At 58.0% G+C, this 19936-nt stretch carries 16 protein-coding genes; 5 read left to right on the top strand and 11 right to left on the bottom strand.

Annotation, left to right across the window (positions count from 1 at the left end; all coding sequences use genetic code 11):
• Nucleotides 1-127 precede the first annotated feature (127 nt).
• Nucleotides 128-2686 (top strand): right-handed parallel beta-helix repeat-containing protein, encoded by a 2559-nt coding sequence (locus GFD18_RS05190; RefSeq protein WP_163198417.1) that lies wholly within the window; start codon nt 128-130, stop codon nt 2684-2686.
• A gap of 213 nt (nt 2687-2899) precedes the next feature.
• Here the strand turns inward: GFD18_RS05190 and cysS are convergent, their stop codons facing one another.
• Nucleotides 2900-4498, bottom strand: coding sequence for a cysteine--tRNA ligase (gene cysS, locus GFD18_RS05185; RefSeq protein WP_100510180.1), 1599 nt, complete (start codon nt 4496-4498; stop codon nt 2900-2902).
• A 192-nt stretch (nt 4499-4690) separates the two neighbouring features.
• On the opposite strand from cysS, the gene GFD18_RS05180 reads away from it, so the two are divergent.
• The 4 genes from GFD18_RS05180 (at nt 4691) to GFD18_RS05165 (ending at nt 8848) form a co-directional block, all read left to right on the top strand.
• The gene (locus tag GFD18_RS05180; RefSeq protein ID WP_100510181.1) at nt 4691-5413 is read left to right on the top strand and encodes a type 1 glutamine amidotransferase; all 723 of its coding nucleotides are present in this window, start codon (nt 4691-4693) and stop codon (nt 5411-5413) included.
• A gap of 337 nt (nt 5414-5750) precedes the next feature.
• Complete coding sequence (locus GFD18_RS05175; protein ID WP_100510182.1) at nt 5751-6533, top strand: hypothetical protein; 783 nt, start codon at nt 5751-5753, stop codon at nt 6531-6533.
• Between the two features lie 180 nt (nt 6534-6713).
• Complete coding sequence (locus GFD18_RS05170; protein WP_100510183.1) at nt 6714-7388, top strand: arsenate reductase/protein-tyrosine-phosphatase family protein; 675 nt, start codon at nt 6714-6716, stop codon at nt 7386-7388.
• Nucleotides 7389-7438: 50 nt separating this feature from the next.
• Nucleotides 7439-8848, top strand: a complete 1410-nt coding sequence (locus GFD18_RS05165; RefSeq protein ID WP_163228260.1) for a hypothetical protein — start codon at nt 7439-7441, stop codon at nt 8846-8848.
• A gap of 337 nt (nt 8849-9185) precedes the next feature.
• Here GFD18_RS05165 and GFD18_RS05160 read toward each other — a convergent pair whose 3' ends face one another.
• The 10 genes from GFD18_RS05160 to GFD18_RS05115 all read right to left on the bottom strand — a co-directional run bounded on the left by GFD18_RS05160 (nt 9186) and on the right by GFD18_RS05115 (nt 19924).
• Nucleotides 9186-10196 carry an acyltransferase family protein gene (locus tag GFD18_RS05160; protein WP_163198422.1) on the bottom strand — a complete coding sequence of 337 codons (1011 nt, stop codon included), beginning with the start codon at nt 10194-10196 and terminating at the stop codon, nt 9186-9188.
• Entirely contained in the window at nt 10193-11623 is a 1431-nt protein-coding gene (locus GFD18_RS05155; protein ID WP_163198424.1) for an oligosaccharide flippase family protein, read from the bottom strand. The genes GFD18_RS05160 and GFD18_RS05155 overlap by 4 nt, the downstream gene beginning before the upstream one ends.
• Before the next feature lie 25 nt (nt 11624-11648).
• Nucleotides 11649-12725, bottom strand: a complete 1077-nt coding sequence (locus GFD18_RS05150) for a polysaccharide pyruvyl transferase family protein (RefSeq protein ID WP_163198426.1) — start codon at nt 12723-12725, stop codon at nt 11649-11651.
• Nucleotides 12726-12787: 62 nt separating this feature from the next.
• A complete protein-coding gene (locus tag GFD18_RS05145; RefSeq protein WP_163198428.1) occupies nt 12788-13936 on the bottom strand; it encodes a glycosyltransferase in 1149 nt (382 codons plus the stop codon).
• Nucleotides 13933-14931, bottom strand: a complete 999-nt coding sequence (locus GFD18_RS05140) for a glycosyltransferase family 2 protein (RefSeq protein WP_163198429.1) — start codon at nt 14929-14931, stop codon at nt 13933-13935. The genes GFD18_RS05145 and GFD18_RS05140 overlap by 4 nt, the downstream gene beginning before the upstream one ends.
• Nucleotides 14931-15914, bottom strand: a complete 984-nt coding sequence (locus GFD18_RS05135) for a glycosyltransferase family 2 protein (protein ID WP_163198431.1) — start codon at nt 15912-15914, stop codon at nt 14931-14933. Before GFD18_RS05135 ends, GFD18_RS05140 begins: the two co-directional genes overlap by 1 nt.
• A complete protein-coding gene (locus GFD18_RS05130) occupies nt 15911-17053 on the bottom strand; it encodes an acyltransferase family protein (RefSeq protein ID WP_163198433.1) in 1143 nt (380 codons plus the stop codon). The genes GFD18_RS05135 and GFD18_RS05130 overlap by 4 nt, the downstream gene beginning before the upstream one ends.
• Nucleotides 17053-18141 carry a glycosyltransferase family 4 protein gene (locus GFD18_RS05125; protein ID WP_163198435.1) on the bottom strand — a complete coding sequence of 363 codons (1089 nt, stop codon included), beginning with the start codon at nt 18139-18141 and terminating at the stop codon, nt 17053-17055. Before GFD18_RS05125 ends, GFD18_RS05130 begins: the two co-directional genes overlap by 1 nt.
• A complete protein-coding gene (locus GFD18_RS05120) occupies nt 18141-18752 on the bottom strand; it encodes a serine O-acetyltransferase (protein ID WP_225432901.1) in 612 nt (203 codons plus the stop codon). The genes GFD18_RS05125 and GFD18_RS05120 overlap by 1 nt, the downstream gene beginning before the upstream one ends.
• Nucleotides 18752-19924, bottom strand: a complete 1173-nt coding sequence (locus tag GFD18_RS05115) for a hypothetical protein (RefSeq protein WP_163198437.1) — start codon at nt 19922-19924, stop codon at nt 18752-18754. The genes GFD18_RS05120 and GFD18_RS05115 overlap by 1 nt, the downstream gene beginning before the upstream one ends.
• Between the last annotated feature and the right edge of the window lie 12 nt (nt 19925-19936).

The raw sequence follows: 19936 nt of genomic DNA, 5'->3' as shown, positions 1-19936 counted from the left end.
TGAACGCTTCCTTCCCATGTTCCCCCAGCGGCTCAGGGGGTATTTTCCATACAATCCAAAAGGGGGTATAGACTGGTGGATAGTGCCTGATGAAATACAGACGGCAAGGGGAAAGCGAAGGAGCGAAATGACACAACGTGACTTCTCCACATCATTGGACTCATTAAACGCACGGGCCGTGAAGGGCGGCCTCGTGCGCATGGCGATCGCCGGCATGGCCGCCGTCGCCATGGCGGCACCCTTCATCTCCCCCGTTTCCGCAAACGCGGCGACAGACGGCGCGACCACAACGACCGTGGCCGCGAGCACGAAGGCCTCGGCCGGCGCGTTCACCGCCGACGGCAAGGACTTCGATACGTTCGCCGACGCGCTTGCCGCGGCCGCCAAGGCCGACGACAAGACGGTCACCATCAACGAATCCACCGACGCGAGCCTGTCGGTCGCCGACACCTATGAGGGCATCACCGTCACGGCCGCCAAGGGCGTGGTGTTCTCCGGCTCGCTGCGCATCAACGCTTCCAAGGCGACCGTGAAGAACATGACGTTCAAGCTCGATCCCGCCACGAACAAGAACGCGCAGAACCTCATCGTCAGCGGCAAGGCCGCCGACGTGACCATCACCGGCAATACGTTCGAGATCGCGGCCGGCGACCCGGCGAAGGGCGCCTCCCAGAACAAGGACTGGCAGCCCAGCTCGGTGTGGCTGGAGAACGGCGCGAACGGCACCGTAATCAACAAGAACACGTTCAAGCTCGGTCAGGTCGTCAACAATTCCGGCGTCGGCGTGAACATCGTCGGCAACGGCACGCTTCCGATCACCGGCACCAAGATCACGGACAACACGGTGACGTCCGGCCCGATCTCGGGCGAGGGCAAGTCTGGTTCGATGATGTTCGTCGTCGGCAACGGCAACACCGCCGCCGGCTCCTACGGCATCACCGACACGACGATCTCCGGCAACACCGTCAAGAACGGTACCGGTCTCGCGGCCGACACGTCGAGGACCTACGCCTTTGCGGTGACCGCCACCAAGAACACGGTCATCGACGACAACACGGTCGAAGGCTACGCCGCCGTCTCCTACAGCGTCTGGCCGAGCCAGGGACCGAACGACGGTCTGAAGGTCACGAACAACACGCTTGATGCGTTCGCCGGCGTGCTGATGGGCAGCTACGTCACCGAAGGCGGCCTGACCGTCGACGGCAACACCTTCGGCAAGAACACGCAGTACGCCTACAACGGCAACACCACGTACGCCGTCAACCAGGACGGGAAGGCCTACTCCTCCGTCGCCAAGGCCATCGAGACCGGCGCGACCACCGTCAAGCTGCTGCAGAACGTGACCGAGGACGTGACGATTCCGGCCGGCAAGACCGTCACAATCGACCTGGCCGGCTTCACACTGACCAACAAGGCCGGCCACACCATCACCAACAAGGGCACGCTGACCGTCAAGGACTCCTCCGCCAAGAAGACCGGCGTCATCGACAACGTGACACATCAGAAGGCGGCCCTCTACAACGAGGAAGGCGCCACGGCCACGCTCGACGGCGGCAAGTTCAAGCGCTCCAAGGAGACCGGCACCGCGGACAACACCTTCTACACGATTCTCAATCACGGCGACATGACCATCAACGACGGCACCACCGTGGAGCTGCTGCTCTCCGACGGCAAGCCCGCCGGCTACTCCAGCCTCATCGACAACGGCTACTACTCCGGCAAGCCCGCGAACGGCAAGAACGCCACCATGGTCATCAACGGCGGCACGTTCGACGGTGGCCGTTACGTGAAGAACGACTCCTACGGCGACATGACCATCAACGGCGGCACGTTCAAGAACGGCGCCTCCGACGCGGTGCTCAACTGGCATCACCTGACCATCAACGGCGGTTCGTTCGACCCGGCCGACTCCGCAAGCGGCATCCTGCTGAACGGCAAGGTCTACAAGGGCTCCGAGGACGGCGTGGCCACGATCACCGGCGGCGAGTTCACGCTGACCGGCAGCCAGAAGGTCGTCGTGCTGCCGGCGGCCTCCGGCCCGAGCCAGGGCTCCGAGAACGTGACGATCTCCGGCGGCACGTACGCCGGCGTGAAGCCCGAGGCCAAGTACATCATCAAGAGCTCCGGACTGACGACCAACGAGGACGGCACGTTCGGCGTGAAGAAGGCCGTGCTGACGCTCGGCACGACGTCCGTGAAGCACGACGTCGCCAAGGGCGAGCTGACCGCCGACGCCATCACCACGCTGGTCGCCCCGTCCGTCAACGTCGAAGGCTATACGATTTCGGCCGACGAGCAGCAGCTCGCCGCGATCAACGAGGCCATCAAGGCCGGCCGCACCGGTGATTTCGAGCTGAAGTTCAACGCCGTCAAGGAAGGCGCGACCGAGGCCACGATCACCACGCTGACCGAGACCGCCACCGTCACGCTGACGAAGGCCGAGGAGCCGGCGCCGAACCCGGAGCCGAGCGACAAGCCTTCGGACAACGGCGGCGCGGCCAAGCCGAGCGCCAAGCCGACGACTCCGTCGAGCAACCCGACGACCACCACGGGCAATAACGCGAACGGCACGAACGCGAACCGACTGGGCAAGACCGGCACCGCCATCGCCGGCATCTCCGCGGTCGCCATCGCCCTGCTCGCCGCCGGCGGCATCACCATCGCCGTCCGCCGTCGCAAGGCGTGACACCTTTCCCAACGCCGACAGGGGAGACGTTGCGCCTAGCGGTGTGACGAAGGGAGAGTTCACGATATAGCAAAAAGGTCTTGTGGAGTGGTTCCACACATCGGAAACCACTTCACAAGACCTTTTTCATATTCGAGGCCGAATTTCCCCTTCACTCATCATTCACTGCGTGCACGAATCCACCGCCACGCCCGATGATGCCCTGTCGTTCGGTTATTTCAGCGACCAGGTCGAGCCCGAAGCGGTGTCCTCGATCGCCACGCCGGCGGCGGCGAGGGCGTCACGGATGGCGTCGGCCTTGGCGTAGTCCTTGTTCTTGCGGGCAGCGGCGCGCGCATCGAGCTGCTCGGAGATGAGCGCGTCGAGCACATCGTGCTCCTTGTTGCCCTCACCGTCGGAACCGCCGGCCGACCATTCCTCGGCGAGCGGATCGAGGCCGAGGGTGTCGAGCATGGCGCGCACGGAGACGAGTCGGCTGCGGATGTCGGCGCGGGCGGCGTCGGTGTCGGCGGCGTCCTCGAGCTTGGAAAGCAGCGTGTTGCCGGCGCGCACGGCGCTGAACACGGCGGCGACGGCCCCGGCCACGTTGATGTCGTCGTTCATGGCGGCCACGAAGTCCTGCGGCAGGTCGCCGGCGCCGACGCTCTGGATCTCGTCGCGCGAGGGCTGTTCGCCGATCACGCCGCCGGCGCGTTCGATGAAGTTGGCGACGCGGTCGTAGGCGGCCTGTGCCTCGTTGAGCGTCTGATCGCCCCACTCAAGCATGGAGCGGTACTGCACGGAGGCGAGCGCGTAGCGCACGACCCAGGCGCTGTGTTCCGCAAGCACGGTGGGCACGGAGAGGCCGTTGCCGAGCGACTTGCTCATCTTCTCGCCCTTCTGCGTCACCCATGCGGAGTGCATCCAGTGGTGGGCGAATCCCCAGCCGGCGGCGCGGGACTGTGCGGTCTCGTTCTCGTGGTGGGGGAAGCGCAGGTCGAGGCCGCCGCCGTGGATGTCGAAGTCGTCGCCGAGGTAGCGGTGGCTCATGGCGGAGCATTCGAGGTGCCATCCGGGACGGCCCACGCCGAACGGCGTCACCCAGCGGGCGTCGAGCGGATCGGTGTCCTTGGGGGCCTTCCACAGGGCGAAGTCGCGCGGGTCGCGCTTGTCGGGCGAGGCGTCGGCGGCGTCGACCGGATTGTACTTGTCGGGGCCGGTGGCGTCGACGCTGGGGCCCATGCGGTCGGCCACGGCGGCGGCCTCGTCGGCGGCGGGCTTGGTGCCGGTCTCCTGGTGCGTCAGCTCGCCGTAGCGCGGCCAGCTGGCCACGTCGAAGTACACGTTGCCGCTGGGCTTGCCGTCGGGGCCGGGCACGACGTAGGCGTGGCCGTTGTCGATGATGCGCTGGATGAGGTCGATCATATCGAGCATGTGGCCGGTGGCGCGCGGCTCGTAGGTGGGCGGCAGTACGCCGAGCGTCTCGTACGCCTCGGTGAACTCGCGCTCGTAGATGTAGGCGCGCTCCCACCAGCGCTGGCCGGCGGCACGGGCCTTGTCGAGGATCTTGTCGTCGATGTCGGTCACGTTGCGCACGAACGTCACCTTGTAGCCCAGTCGCAGCAGCCAGCGGCGTACGACGTCGAACGCCACGGCGGCGCGGATGTGGCCGACGTGCGGGGAGCTCTGCACGGTGGCGCCGCACACGTAGATGCCCACCTCGCCGGGATGAATCGACTCGAAGGGCGCGATGCTATGGGTCGCGGTGTCGTACAAACGCAGGTTGCTTGCCACGGAATCGTTGAAATCAAGCGGTTTTGGGGTGCTAGTCATAATTCGAGAATATGCGTGATGTCCGACATAGGCAAGCATCGGCACACCACTTTCCGCATCCTCGTCATAACCGTTTTCTTTAGCCTTTCCCAACCGGCCCGCAATGCCCCGTCCGGTCGTTCATCAAGGCGTTACACGGGAAATCGGCCGTACTGCCGCGATAGTCCGCCGTTCGGTGTCACAATAGAAGGTATGGCGAAGGCACAGGTTTTGATTTTTCAGCATGTCGACTGGGAGAAGCCCGGTCGTATCCTCGATAATCTCGATGAGATGGACGTCCCGTCCCAGGTCCTCAACATCGCGAAGAAGAAGAAACCCGATCTGCCTGATTTCAACGAGGTGGCCGGCGTGGTGATCATGGGCGGTCCGATGGGCGCCACGGATTTCGACAAGTATCCCGGCCTCAAGGCCGAGGGCAAGATCGCGAAGGCTGCTATCGCCGTAGGCAAGCCGGTGCTGGGCGTGTGCCTCGGCCATCAGATCATCGCCACGGCGTTGGGCGCCAAACTGAAGTCGGGCAAGGCGCCGGAAATCGGCTTCGGCCCCATCAAGCGCGTCGATCGTCATGATTATTTCTCGATGTGGGCGAAGGAACTCACCGTTCTGCATTGGCATAACGACGTGGTCGGCCTGCCCGAGGGCGGCCAGCTGCTCGCGCATTCCCCGCTGACGAAGAACCAGGCGTTCCGCGTGGGTTCGGCGCTGGGCATGCAGTTCCATCTTGAGGTGACGGCCCCGCTGTTCGAGGAGTGGCTGAGCACGCCGGAGATGGTCGAGGGCATGAAGAAGTCGGAGTTGTCCAAGCTTCGAGACGATTTCGCGGAATATAATCCGCGTCTGCAGCCGTTGGCCGAGTCCGTGTTCTCCGGCTTCGCGGCCCGCTGCGCATCGTACGCGAAGTCGCTGAACGGCTGAACGCCTTCAACGCAGCCAAACACCCCGTCGGGATATACCCCCATAAAGACGTTGATTTTCATCGAAATCGTCGTATATGCACCCCCGTGCATATACGACGTTTTTCTTTTGGCTGCGGTTTCCGCGTCATTGCTTCGAAATACATAGGTTAGCGCTCACATCCCGGCCTTCGTTCATCGTCACCGCCCTCCACGTCGATTACCCCCGACAGCCGACATCTACCCGTAAATCATTAGACCTTACGGGGGTGTATACTGACCACTTGGTTGCACATGTGTAAGGTACTGCCGGCGGAGAGAGACAACGCCGGATCGCAGACTGTGATGAAGGGACAACAATGACCACCACGAACTCCAAGCGCTTCGCGACGCTGATCGCACTGATCGCGGCAGTCGCCGCCTTCGTCGGATTCGCCCCGGCCGCCTCCGCGGCGGGCTACGGCGCCGACATCGTCATCAACGGCAACGCCGCCACCGGCACGGCGACGTTCAGCGCCAACGACATCGCCCGGTACTCCAACGCGGACGGCGTGGCCTACGCCTACGTGCGCGTGGACGGCACGCTGGTCTCCGCCGTGACCCCGCAGGGCTCCACCCGCGCCGCGGCCGACGTCGAGACCAACACCGACACCCCCGAATTCTCGGACGGCGCCTACTACACCGCCGACGAGGCCGCCGAGATTGCAGCAGCCCCCGCCGCCGTGCGCACCGTCGCCGACACCAGCAACGCCGCCTACTTCTACGCCGGCCAAGTCACGAAGGACGCCAACTCCATCACGTTCATCTTCAAGCTCACCCAGAAGGCCCTCTCCCAGGGCGGCGAGCTCAAGTACGATGTGTTCCTCAGCCCCGTGAAGATCGACAACGGCGGCGCCAAGCTGACCGCCGCCCAACTTTCGCAGCTGCGCGCATCGGGCCTGTCGGGCGTGCTGTACTCCGCCTCCGCCAACCTGCCGAAGACCGGCGAGGGCGGCACCGAGGATACGAACGCCGCCGGCACGACCGGCAAGTCCACGCTGAGCAAGACCGGCACCGTCATGCTGCCGTACATCGTGGCCATCGCGGCGATCGCCCTGGTCGCCGCCGGCGTGTTCGCCGCGCGCCGCCGCATCCAGCGCTGATCCGCGCCGCGCAATCGGAGCGGCCGGGCGCAATGCGATAATGTGATTCGACGTAAAATTTAAAACTCAAACAAACCTCGAGTTTGTCCACACGGAGGTGGGAGTGATACACTCTCACCTCCGTTTTTTATTGCACAACGCAAGACATAGTCATACACAAATCTTCCCGAGAGGAATTCCATGCACGTTCTGATGGTCTGTTCCGGCAACGTCTGCCGCTCCCCCATGGCGGAGTACATGCTGCGCGATGCGCTGCGCCGCCGCGGCGTCAGCGACATCGAAGGCGAGGGCATCTCCGTCTCCAGCGCCGGACTGCTGCGTCTGCCGCCCCGTCCGATGGACGAGACCTGCCTGAATCTGCTCGACGAAAGCTTCGACGCCGCCGATGCCGGCCGCAGCGGCATCGATGCGTCGCTGCACGAGTCCACGCCGTTCTACAACACCCCATATGCGCGCTGCGCCGGCACGAACGTGCTGGTGCTGTGCTTCGAGCATGACCACATCGACGAGGTGCTCATCGAGAACCCGTCGCTGGTGCGTTCCACGTTCCTGATCACCGAGTTCGCCGAGCTGTGTCTGGCGGCCGCCAAGCGCGGCGATTTCGACCGGCCCGCCACGTTCGGCGGCGACGGCATCGGAGACGCCGATGCCAAAGACGGCGAGTCCACGGCCATCGTGGCCGACGACGCGGCATCGCGTCTGCTCACGGTGATGCGCAACGCCCCGTTCCTGCGCCCGGGCCTGACTCCCGCCGCAGGCATCCCCGACCCGTATCATCGGTCCCTCAACGACTATCGCAACGCCTACGACGCCATCCGCCAATGCGTGAACGACATCGTCAGCATCCTGCCGTAACGGGAGCGACGGACGGAAAGCCCCTGCTTAATCCGCCCGCACCGCCGACGATGCCCACGTCGTCGGCCGCCGGTCTTCCGGCCGCCGACGATCGGCGTGACTCCCCCGCCCTGCGCGACTGGACGGACGTCATCTTCTTCGCAGGTCTCGCGCTGCTGCCGGTCGACGGCACGCGGTTCGGATTCGCGATGCCGTACTGGACGCCGATATCCCCAATGTTGTTCCTCGTATACACATTGCTCAACGCGTGCCTGCATCCGCGAATCACCAGCCGCACCGTCCGCCGGTTCATCCCGTTCATCGGATTCGCGGGCCTGCTCGTCATGATATCGATCTTCGACTGGCCGACCGTCGGCATCCGTCCGCGACAGGCCGGCGTCACGGCCGTCGCCGTCGCGACCGGCCTGAGCACGCTCCTCGCCCTCGACATCGCACGCAACGGCAAACACCTCAACGTCCGTACGATGGTCACGACGCTCATCGCCGCGTATTCGGCGGCGTTCGTCGTCGGCGTCATCCAGTTCGCCAACCAGCTCGATCATCTCAACATCCAGGCGATTCACCGGTTCTTCTTCAACGTCATCGAACGGCCGTATTTCGCCGTCCGGCCGCAGTTCCTGTTCGCCGAACCCTCGTATATCGGCGTGCATCTGTTCGGCATCCTCATGCCCTCATACTGGCTCACCCGCGATAAACGCCTGCCGTGGCTGATTCTCGGATTCGCCGGCGGCGCCATCGCCATGCAGTCGGGGCGAAGAATCATCATCGACACCGTCGTATGCATGGTCATCTGGTTCGTCGCCACGTTCCGCTTCCAACGCACGAAACGTTCGATCGCCGCGACGATCGGCGCCGGCGCGACGGCCATCACGGCCGCCGTCGCCGCATTCACGTTGCAACCGCAGCTGCGTGCCATCGCCGCGCAGGGTGCAATGAGCGGCGATTTTTCCACATCGTCACGTATGTTCCTCACGCTCGCGCCCATGCTCGCCGGCATGCACGACCCCGTGCACTGGCTGTTCGGCTTCGGCGCCGGCAATCTCGCCGACGCCATCCGCCGCGGATTCCCCTACGCCGCGGAATATTATGAGAGCCGTGGCGTCGCGTTGAACTCCGAAATCCGTCTGCTCGCCAATCCCCCGGCCGACACGTTCACCATGAGTTTCTTCACCACGTTCGTCGCCGAATTCGGCCTCGTGGCGCTCGCGGTGCTGTTTGCGCTGATTGTCGCGTGGGTCACGCGCAATCACGCGTGGAACCGACACACCGTCTGCTGGCTTGTGCTGCTGGCATACCTCTACTGCCAATTCGAGGCCTACGCGTTCGCCGCCTTTTGGCTGTTTATTTGGGCGGTTGGGACTGACAACGAGCGTTCCCTTGGCACGGAGTCGCAAATCCACGGCAGACATGATTCCCTGCCACAAAATCACGGCACGGAATTATTGAAATCGCAATATTGAAATTTCGTGCCACGACCGCCCACCGATATAGGTCGATGCGAGTCGAAAATCGTTGAAATTGCAATACGCTCCGTACTGACTCGACGAAGCGACGCGGCACGGAACGCAAAAGCATCAAGAACTGCGACTCCGTGCCAAAGAATCGCGCCGCGAAAGACGGAATACACGAGATTCGTGATTCCGCACCACGCCGCCATATGCGATTCAACAATCCTAACTGGCGTTCTCGCCCCGAGACATTCTCAAGCATGGCCCGAAACAATTCGGGCCTTAAGCATTTAGCTCACCCCCTTATTCATGACTTTCAGCAAAAGAGAGACCTATGCCCTGAATAGTTTTATTCGCCTATTACAAAACCAAGCCGTAGGAAACGAATCAATTCTGTTAGCAGCAGAGCGCATAATCCAAATCCGACAAAATTAATCGTTACCATCAGCCACGGTGATATGTTCGGCCAGAATGTGAATGAGATGTACAGTAACGGGGAATGAAACAGGTACAGTCCCAAGCTGTCTTTACTGATTGGCTGCGATATTTGGATATAACGATCCGGTACCACCATATACATCGCCAGCACCATCGCAGCACCCACGACAAGAGCACCAATTCCGTTCTTGGTTATGCCTGTCAATTGGATAATCAAACAGGAGCAAAGAAGGGTGAGCACCCCAGCCAAAACAGAACCACGGGAATGCATATGCAAGGCATCCTCATAACGATGAATCACAAACCCTAACGCGAAGAATATGAAATATCTGCATACATTACCCATGTAAGGTATGAATGTGATGGCAGGAACACATAATGCCGTCATATACAACCCAAATGCAACGGCAATCAACATTCCCTCGAACAGTCTTTCATATTTATTCCATAGCGCACTTATCTCTATCAGTCCCCCGACAACAATGAACATGAGAAACAACGAGGGCAGAAACCACAAGTGTCCGTTGTCGAAACCAATCAGAAAATCATAAATCAGCACATATGGCAGGGGCTTATTCTCGTATCCGAGGTATCCAAGCAAAAGTCGAATCGGCACCAGCCAGCCTATACCGACAATAAGGAATGGCACCAGCAGTCGTTTGACCTTATCGAGCACAAACCGTATAAATACAATGCGATGTCCAGACTGCATCGTGAACATCAGGCAAAAACCCGATATCGAAAAGAACAACGGCATCTGCAGCACGTCGATCACGCTTTTCACAGCGTCGAGCACCGGAGCCGACTGTGTGGTCCCATACACATTCCATGACGAGGAGTACAAAATGATACTGTGCCCAAACATGACCAGCAATATGGCCAAAGCACGAATAGCAACGATATCCTGACGCTGTCGCTTCATTGCATGTTCCTTAATGCCCTGCCACGCAGCATCGATAGCATACGCCGTGCCACATGTCTCATATCGACCGCGACCATCATCACCATGAGTGCAAAGCAGACTCCGGACCAGACCATATACAGCGGCACCTCGCCCATCACCACCAGCATCTGAACCATTAGTACGATTATCTCGATTATGAATACCGGCCAGTTCACCTGAATCGGAATGATTGTACGCGAGCTGACCGCACGAGACACAAACATCACTGCATTGCTCAGCATCATGGCGATGGCGGCGCCATACAATCCAAAATATGGAATCAGCAACCAGCTTGCAATCATGATAGTGGCAGCGGCCAACGCAGTCGTCACCAGCAATTGTTTCGTCTTCATGCTGGAAGTGAACACGGAGCCATAGAATCCTGCAAGAATGTTGAAAAAGAACGCTACGACCAAAACGGGAATCAACGTCCATGCATCCAAGAAGTCTTTTTGCAGCAGCAACACCGCGATTGGATAGGCGATCAGCATGATCAGCGACGCGACCAACGCCCCTCCTGCTCGGAATAACGTGAATACGTTGGAGAAAAACCCACTGACATCTTTTTTACGAAATTCCTGAAATGCGGAAAGATTCCAGGCCTGCATGAATACGCTGGACACCATATTCAGCAGGTTCGGTATCTTGCTCGCGGCTGCAAACATGCCTGAAGCGCCGATGCCAATCATGCCGGTGATGAAAAATCGGTTGACGCTGTTACCGATCCACCAGAAAATCGTATTGGGAATCATAGGCAACGAATACGCAAGCATCGTCCTGAGCAGGGAAATATCCTTCGAAGCTCTGGGAAGATGTATGTTTCGATGCATTCGTCCAACGCCTATTAGAAACACCAGACCGACACCGTTACCGATGCACAAGGCATAAAAGAAACCAGTCGCTCCCATTGACCACCGGGCAATGAACAACCAAGTGGCGGCCGCGCTCACCAGTGATGACAGAATGGACGCCCAAGTCATCTGTATGATCAGATTCAGGCCACGGGCAATGTTGCTGAACAACGCGAAGAAACAACTGAATGCGAAATACATCGCATACAGTGGCTTATACTGTCCCAGCCCACCAAAAATCGACAAATCCAATACCGGCAATATCGCGGTCATCACCAAGCAACCAATCAGCGTCATCCAGAAACCGATTGTGATATACCGATCCGCACGGTCCATGTCGTCGATTATGAAACGGACCACGGCATCTGCAATAGATAAAGTGACCACCGGTGTGATCAGTCCAACGACCGTCACCGCCATATCGGTGACACCGAATTCAGAGGTGGACAGATAATAGGTATATACAGGCACCAGCAGGAAGGCGATCAACTTGGTCGCCACCATGTTCAAGCCGAACAGTCCCGTATTAAGTATCAGGTTCTTGTATTTGCTCATGTCGTCAAAGTTTCTTCGTGGACGCTTACTTCAGCTTGAGGAATTGCTGTTTCCAGCGACGGATTTCAGACAGCGGGATGGTGATGCGCGTTTCCCGATCATCATCAATAAACGATTCCAGACGGTCACGCAGCTCGTCGCGCTCAATCGCCGGAAGCCCCGTGTCACGATGAATTTCGCGGGCACGATTGTCCACGATGATGATGAGCGAACGAATACGATGGTTCAAGCAATGCACACCGCAGTGAAGCCTTGTGCCGACGTAATCGATATGCGGATGCTCGTCAAGGAACTCGTTGAGCTCACGAAGATCGTGTCCGATAAACGAAATGCCACTATCCGCCCCCATAAGCTCAGTGATGTATTCACGATCTTCATCGGCCTGAATCCAGGCATGGACATGCCTGTACTTACGCAACAACATCGACAGCATGAAGCGATCGGCTTCGGGATCCTTGCGGTAATCCGTCACCGTAGTGAGCACATTCTCGCTCTTGGACACAGGAATGGTCTTGTTGAATTCCGGCGTAAGATTCCACATGGTCACGCAGGCGGTATTTGCCACGTTACGGATGCCGACCGCCGCCAACTGCTGCTTGGTCTGCTCATCACGCACTGAATGCAGGATCCGCGGGTCCAATACGTAATGCAGCAGTTTGCTTGTGAACGGTGTGATAGTCTGCGAACGTCCAGGCTCGAACCGCATACCCACTCCCAGCAAAGCCACCGAATGACGATAGGCCGGCAGACGCAGGATAGGCAGCGCCAACGGATTGTGAAAGCCTTCAACATCCGGAGAGATAAGGTTGGTACCTCCTACGATCTTCAATGAATTCTTCTTCGCTCGCTCGATGTCCCAGTCCCAGTCATGGGTCTTGAGATGTTCAAACTTCGATTCCGGGAATAATTCCTCCACTACTTTGCCTGCATATGACATGATGATGTGGTCGCCGCTGTTTTCCGACGCCAAGGAGGTATCCAGCAACGTAACCGTGTTGAAGTCGTACGTGGGAACAGAATTATGCCCCGGCATTGCGGTCCAAAAATTAGCGCTCATGTCGAGAGCACGCGGCTTGAGCCATCGCTTAAAGTTCATAATCATATCCGAGGGGTTCATTGTCACTCCGTTTCTGATGTAAATAGTTGTCTTTCAGATACCGACCATCATGATCTGCATGCGTTGTCCAGATAGTATTGCTGCATGCGCGCAGCAACATCGGCCATGTCGAATCCTGCTTGCCTTACTGCCATCGCATAATTCATGGAACGAGAATGACCGTTCATGGACAATTCGATGGCTTTCACCCATGTCTCCGGAGATTGCATTATGGACACGAATGTCATTAAGCCGGAAACATCAGTACTCCGCGGAACAGCTTCAGCGGATACCACGCACGGCAGTCCAGCGCATTGCGCCTCGATGCCCACAATAGGCAGCCCTTCAAAACGGGACGGCATCACGAAGGCATCCATCGCCTGATACAGTTCATTGACATCATCACGATTGCCGCCGAGAAACGAAACGCAGTCTGTCAGACCTTGATATTTCGCATACGAAACCATCTCCTCCTGCATTTGGCCATGGCCTACGACAAGGAGATGCGCCTGTGGATAACGCTTCTTGTATTCCGCGAAAATGCGCATGAGCATCATCGGGTTCTTCTGATCATCCAGGCGTCCACAGAATCCAAGGACCGGCTGATCGGGGTGCAGATGCAACTCGGTACGTACACGATTCCGAATTCCCTCATCAAAAGCGAAACGATTCGTATCAATGCCATTCCTAATCCATGTGAATGGCTTTCCCGGAAACATGAATTCCGCCGCTTTATCGGAGCATGCGAAATACGCACTTGGATAGTGATCGATACCATATCTGACCGGAAACTGCCGCAACAAGGCAACCGTCTTCTGCACGATGCCATGTTCCTCACCGCTTTTGGCAGAATTATGCGAGTGCAGGATACGCATGCCGATGCCTGCCTCCTTGGCATATTTCATCGGCGCCGCATATGGGAAATTCGCATGCATATGCAGGCCGACAATTTCCGGATGAGCCGTGAAGAATTTCCTCAGACAGGTTTTCGCTTTCGTAGGAGATTCACGCTGCGAATAAATCACCCTGTACACGTTCGCGCCGAACGCTTTTACTTCATCCTCGTACGCCAGTTTCGGCGCATCATGTGACGCGAGAAAATCGAATTGCACCTGCTCACGATCCATCATGCGGTACAGCTGGAACATGAAGCTTTCAACGCCACCGCGATTATCGCCCATACCCCACTGAAGGATTCGTATCGGCCGATTAGTCATGTTCTCGTCCTCCTTACCATATTCCACATCGGATAGAATGCTTTCGGAATGAAGCATCCAGCCAGTAACCGAATCCGTAATGTCAGCGGGATATCACGTTGCATTGCCTCGTGCCAATTGGAACGTAACGCCTGACGGTATGCATCACGGTGTCTTGCCGTTCCGGTCCGATACGTCCTCATAAGAAACTCTTCAGCCATAATCGCCAGCGATGCAGCAATGGCTGCGCGACTTTCCAGCGGAACCAGTTTGAGCATCTTCTCATGCGCGGCAAGGCAGGTATAGGCATTATCCATATTCACGTCATGCAATGCCGATGATGCATTTTCTATGTATTCGTAAGCGCACTCGTCCAAGCCGATAATCCGAGTGCAATGGGCCACATATTCAATATTGAATAATAAATCCTCACACATCAGAATCCGCTCATCACAACGTATACCGTATCTTGCAATGATCGCTCTTCGGTACAGCTTGTTCCATAGGTACCCTTTCGATCCGCTATAGGCGGACATCATATCAATCGCCGCTTGGACGGTCAGCTCTCCCGCAGGCATATTCCAAGTCGGTGATAGCTGGCCAATCCGTTCGTTTCGATAGCCGAACATAAACAGGTCGATGTCGGATGATCGCACCGCAGCATCAATCACGCGTTCATACGCCTGCGAATCCACACGATCATCAGCATCCACAAATCCTATCCAAATACCTCGTGCATGTTGTAATCCAGTATTCCGAGCCGCAGAAACGCCTTGGTTACGTTGATGGATCACACGTATTCTCGAGTCACGCTTCGCCAGTTCATCGCATCGGATTGGGGTTCCGTCAGTCGAACCATCATCCACAAGAAGAATCTCAATGCTCGCATCGGTAAGACCAATCAAGCTGTCTACACACCGATCAATACAATGTTCGGCGTTATACGCGGGAATGATGATGCTCACGTCAGGAGTATCGTCATTCCTGATGCCTGGCGTCATGCTGCCGGTGTTCATTAGTCAATCCTTTTCATACGTCGTTGCAGCCGATACGAAATATAGGGAGCATATGCCAGAGCCATCAGCCGCAGTTTACGGCCCATAGAGATACTGCCGTCTCGCATAATCGGAGCAAGCAGTGGGCGCATGCCTCGTCCGACATCCACCAGTAATGCCCTATTCGCCCGCTTGAGGAACAATGAGAACAGAACATCCGCACGACTTTGCACACGGAAATAATTCATTGCCTGAGCATCGCCATATTGAACTTTGTGCAGGTAATTGATGCATAAATCCGCAATTTGAATCTCATCACAGGCATGGGAATCCACCTTGCCAGTGGTGATGGAATCGGCGCGCCTGCGGTAATGATACAGGTGATGTTCATGTGCGTATATCGCTTCTATCTGCGCAAATACCTGCACATGAACGTAATAATCCTCACTGTTCAGGCCCTCGTAGAATCGAATGCCCTCGTTTCCCTTGAAGAGATCGGCAAGAAACATTCTGCCCCATACGGCACCGGTAAATCCTTGATGGTAGAGGAACCGGCGTAACGCCACATCAGCGCCCCACCGACCGGAAGGCGTCGCTGGATGCTCATTCACGCTACGGCCATCATCATATTCGATGCAGGTCCCGCACATGGACACTTCCACCTTATGCTCAATCATCCACTGTTGCAGAGTTGACACATAATCCGGCTCCACCCAGTCATCACTGTCGACAAACGTCACCAAGTCGCCACTCATGACATCCAATCCGGCATTACGAGCAGAGGCAAGACCCCCATTGGGCTTGTGCACTACTGCGATACGCTTATCCCTGGCCGCCCATCCATCGCACATTCGCGGGCATGCATCAGGCGACCCGTCGTCGACAAGAATGATCTCCAGATTGCGGTACGTCTGGTTCACGATGCTTTCCACGCACCGATCAAGATATCGTTCCACGCCGTACACCGGCACGATGATGGAAACCAGCGGCTGCTGTTCGTTCATACGGTCTCCTTACGGTTGGCGAGCGCCGCGTTCACGGCAGCGGACAGGCGGTCGAACCAGCGACCGCGATGTCTATCGATGGTGATGTGGAAGAGCAGTTCACGAATCTGGTCGAGTGCGGTACAGGCGAGGAACACCAAAACCGCAATGCCGATCAGCGACGGAATCAGCAGAAGCGGATATCGTGCTGCGAGCGCGGCGAAGTCAATCAGCGGATTCTGCCACAACCATTGACGTACCGTCGGGTATTCGGAGATGAGGTACACACCGAACGTGGAGGACGCAACCGTATTAACCACCGCACTATGGAACTCGTGTCGCTCGAACAATACGAACAGTGCCAGCCCGATCATCAGCACGGGCAGGCGGAACTCAACCTTGCCGAGATATACCTGCAGCACCTGCAATCGTCCGGTCTTCTCGAAGAGCACGCCGGCCGCGACGGCGCCGACAGCGATCATCAGATATCCGATGCCCAGCGACCACCATACCGTTGCGGTCTTCATGGGACGCATATGCCAGCGGTAGTAGGTAATGAGTACATAGATGTACACGAAACTCAGGTAGTTGCCGCCCGGCAGTCCCACTGCGGAAAGCGGCATCACCATGTCTAGGCCGGTGAACAACACCAGCATCACCACACATAACGCGGCGTGGGCGGAACGGTCCAGCGCTCGCAGTCCCCTGACCAGGAACGGAAAGAACAGCAGGAACACGGCGTATGCGGTCGGATACCACCACAGTCCGGTGACAGTGGGGAACAACGACCCTACGGCCAGCGTCAGTCCCAGCTGCGAACGGTCCACTACGACGGTGATGGCGAGCAGAATTATGCTCCAGAACAGCATCTCCCGTTCGAGAATCCACACGCGCCGCAGTCCGGCCCGTACTCCCCCGGCTTCGGACAAGTACCATGCGGAGATGGCGAAGAACGCGACGACGCCGATCTTGCCGCCCGAGTACAGGAACGTTTCGATGAGCACCTTGTTCACGCCGAACGGCAGAGTCAATGCGTCGAGGTTCGTGAACATCACGCAGTGGCTGGTCACAATCATCAGCATGGCAAGAATGCGCAGCGTCTCCACGCTGGAGTTGCGCTTCGCACGCGGCGACATGACGGAATGGGCATGGGCGGCCATCACATCACCTCCGTGAACAATCGCCGCCACTGCTCGATGATCGCCGGCTTGCCGAAGCGTTCGGCGCCGTCGAGGGCATGGGCGGAGTAGTTCTTCCGTCGTTCGGCATCATCAATCAGCCGGTTGATGGCGGCGGCGGTCGCGTCGATGTCGCCGATGGCGGTCAAATCTCCGTTCACGCTGTCGGCGACGATTTCGGCGGGGCCTGTCTCGCAGTCGAAGCTTACGATGGGCAGTTTGTATGCCTTGGCTTCGAGCAGTACCATGGGCAGGCCCTCGAATCGGGAGGTCATGACGAACATGGCGGCCTTGCGGTAGTAATCCCCCATGTTGTCCACACGGCCGTGGAAAACCAGCTGGCCGGCGTGGTCGGTTCCGGCGGCCTTGCGCTCGAGCATCTCGCGGTCCTCGCCTTCACCGAGTACGAGCCAACGCCAGTCGGGATGCTGCGGCAGCACCTTGGCCGCCACGTCCACAAGCATGTCGAAGCCCTTCTGATAGGTCAGGCGACCGGAGCTGATGATGAGCTTGGATTCGGCGTCATACTGCGGCTCCGGCGTGATGACCTGCATCGGGTTGGGAATGGCCACGACCGGACAACGCGGTTTGAGGTTGGTCTCATACAGCCTTTTGTCCGCTTCGGTGAGCGTGACGATGGCATCGGCCTTACGCGCAGCCCACCGTCGCGTGAGCTTGCGGTAGGGCACGCCGGGGTTTTGGTTGAAGTTGAAGTGCTCCCACGAGATCACCTTCACTCCGGTCCCGCGCTTCAACGGCAGGGAGTACATGTCGAGGATGCCATCGATGTCGACGAGTACGTCGATATCATGTTCCTTGACCAGCTTGCGTAGGCGCTTTACCGTGTCGAAGTAATGCTGGATGCCGTGGGTGACGGTCGGATACACCGTATGGCGTTTGATACGCCCGTCGATGGCGAAGAACGGCTCAGGATTCTCCTCGAACAGGCTGATGAAGGAGATACAATCCGTTGTTTCTTCAACCAGCGCATTGGCAATCATGATGGAGACGTTTTCGGTGCCGCCGGAGCGGGTGATGTCACCTGAGAAGAACGCGATGTGGCGGGTCATCACTCGTCTCCTTTCTGCATGGAATGTACGGCATAATGGTCGTCAGGGATGAGTTCGTCGCCGAGATTGTGGCAGTATCCGTCGGTCGCATCATCCCGGTGGATCACACGGGCGGGATTGCCGACGACGATGCTGTGATCGGGAACGTCGAAGTTCACATAGGCGTTCGGAGCGATGAGCACGTCATTACCGATATGAATGTTGCCGACGATGACCGCATTGGAACCGACCCACACACGATTGCCCAACGTCGGCACGCCTTTCCGCCGGCCACGGTTCTCCTGACCAATGACCACGCCAGGACTGAGATTCACGTTACTGCCAAGCGTAGCTTTGCCATTGACGATGACGGTGCCGCGATGGCCGATAAACAGTCCCAGACCGACGTTGGCACCATATCCAATCTGGAATCCCGTCTTCTTGGAGAGATTCAGCAGTCGCCAACGGTACCAGTAATGCAGCAGACCACGAGGATGCGTCTGTGCCTTACGCAGCATGGTGGTGTAGCGAAACCCCTGCTGTGCGAATCGCAGTTTCATATGGGAGAGCGTGCCGCGGTTGCATCCGTATCGGCGAGCGTCGCTGGCGATGAATCGTTTGGCATCGGTCATTATACGGCTCCTTCCAATACGTCGTCCTTGGGGGCAAAGAATCGCAATCGCTGGTTGTTGCTGAGAATCAGCAGATGCAGCACTGGGAACGTGGCGGATTCGTGTCGCACCCACGAGCCAAAGTCCGGTTCAAAGATGAACGACGCCAACACATAGCCGATGAACACACACAGCGCAAGAAACTGCGATTTATCATGCACCTTGTTGATTCGCCGCAGCAGATGCACCATATAGAACGTGATGAGCAGCTGGAAAACGAAGAACGGCAGATAATACATGCCCCTTAACACCAACTCGACTGGCAGCAACATGCGAATCGCATTGACGAGATAATTCGCCATGAAAATAGGCAGACTACCACCCGGAATCCAATTCCTAATCAGTGTCTGCGAGTCGGCACTGCCATCGAACGCCATCTCATATCCGGCACGCAGGCCAATCATCTGTCGGTATTCGCTGGGCATGACGGCCTGAGCAACCACCATCATCGCGTAGATGCCAAGGAAGCAGATCACGCAGATGGCGGCGACCGTCGGTGCATTGAAATCGCCTCTGCTCAGGCGGAACGCCGACAGCAGCACGAACACGAACAGCACGAGCGCGGCGATAAGCACGTAATACTCGCGGAAGAACGTGCTTTCGTAATACAGCACCGCGCAGCTCAGGCCTATCTTCAGTATGGAGCTGTCGATCGGCAGAATCAGGATGATATAGACCGCGAAGAAGAACGCGAACTGGATGATGTCCTTGCCGATGTTGAACACGTAGATGTTCAGCAGGCCCGTCGCCGCGAGAATGAAAATCGATTGGAGGAAGTCGGGGCTGTCCACGCGGATGACCATGAGGAACACCAGAATGGTGAAGATGATGCCGAGCGTGAACGACCAGTCGAGCATGGTCTGGAAGCCGAACACATTCAGGTTCTTGAACAGGTCGGCGGCGACACGATACGTGCCCTCCCACTCGTCCACGGTTGCCGAATCGATGGACATGCCGAGAATGCGGTTGTTGTCGTAGAAATACTTCGGCGGCAGCACGTACGCGACCATGATCTTCGCCACGATGGCGACAAGCGGCACCAGCGCGAGCACGATGTTCTTGTCTCGTGCCGCACGACGGCGCAGGGCCAGCTGCGTGGCCTTGCGCGTCGGGTGCTGACGTCGGCGACCCATATTCGACCCCCC

This window comes from Bifidobacterium saimiriisciurei, assembly GCF_010667655.1.
Taxonomy (GTDB): domain Bacteria; phylum Actinomycetota; class Actinomycetes; order Actinomycetales; family Bifidobacteriaceae; genus Galliscardovia; species Galliscardovia saimiriisciurei.
This window is presented reverse-complemented; position numbering and strand designations above follow the sequence as displayed.

What these genes read in the sequence shown, in the direction of transcription:
- GFD18_RS05190 (WP_163198417.1), top strand. Translation starts at nt 128, where the DNA reads ATGACACAACGTGACTTCTCCACATCATTGGACTCATTAAACGCACGG.
- GFD18_RS05175 (WP_100510182.1), top strand. Translation starts at nt 5,751, where the DNA reads ATGACCACCACGAACTCCAAGCGCTTCGCGACGCTGATCGCACTGATC.
- GFD18_RS05155 (WP_163198424.1), bottom strand. Translation starts at nt 11,623, where the DNA reads ATGAGCAAATACAAGAACCTGATACTTAATACGGGACTGTTCGGCTTG.
- GFD18_RS05140 (WP_163198429.1), bottom strand. Translation starts at nt 14,931, where the DNA reads ATGAACACCGGCAGCATGACGCCAGGCATCAGGAATGACGATACTCCT.
- GFD18_RS05120 (WP_225432901.1), bottom strand. Translation starts at nt 18,752, where the DNA reads ATGACCGATGCCAAACGATTCATCGCCAGCGACGCTCGCCGATACGGA.
- GFD18_RS05160 (WP_163198422.1), bottom strand. Translation starts at nt 10,196, where the DNA reads ATGAAGCGACAGCGTCAGGATATCGTTGCTATTCGTGCTTTGGCCATA.
- GFD18_RS05150 (WP_163198426.1), bottom strand. Translation starts at nt 12,725, where the DNA reads ATGATTATGAACTTTAAGCGATGGCTCAAGCCGCGTGCTCTCGACATG.
- GFD18_RS05170 (WP_100510183.1), top strand. Translation starts at nt 6,714, where the DNA reads ATGCACGTTCTGATGGTCTGTTCCGGCAACGTCTGCCGCTCCCCCATG.
- GFD18_RS05130 (WP_163198433.1), bottom strand. Translation starts at nt 17,053, where the DNA reads ATGGCCGCCCATGCCCATTCCGTCATGTCGCCGCGTGCGAAGCGCAAC.
- GFD18_RS05165 (WP_163228260.1), top strand. Translation starts at nt 7,439, where the DNA reads ATGCCCACGTCGTCGGCCGCCGGTCTTCCGGCCGCCGACGATCGGCGT.
- GFD18_RS05115 (WP_163198437.1), bottom strand. Translation starts at nt 19,924, where the DNA reads ATGGGTCGCCGACGTCAGCACCCGACGCGCAAGGCCACGCAGCTGGCC.
- cysS (WP_100510180.1), bottom strand. Translation starts at nt 4,498, where the DNA reads ATGACTAGCACCCCAAAACCGCTTGATTTCAACGATTCCGTGGCAAGC.
- GFD18_RS05125 (WP_163198435.1), bottom strand. Translation starts at nt 18,141, where the DNA reads ATGACCCGCCACATCGCGTTCTTCTCAGGTGACATCACCCGCTCCGGC.
- GFD18_RS05180 (WP_100510181.1), top strand. Translation starts at nt 4,691, where the DNA reads ATGGCGAAGGCACAGGTTTTGATTTTTCAGCATGTCGACTGGGAGAAG.
- GFD18_RS05145 (WP_163198428.1), bottom strand. Translation starts at nt 13,936, where the DNA reads ATGACTAATCGGCCGATACGAATCCTTCAGTGGGGTATGGGCGATAAT.
- GFD18_RS05135 (WP_163198431.1), bottom strand. Translation starts at nt 15,914, where the DNA reads ATGAACGAACAGCAGCCGCTGGTTTCCATCATCGTGCCGGTGTACGGC.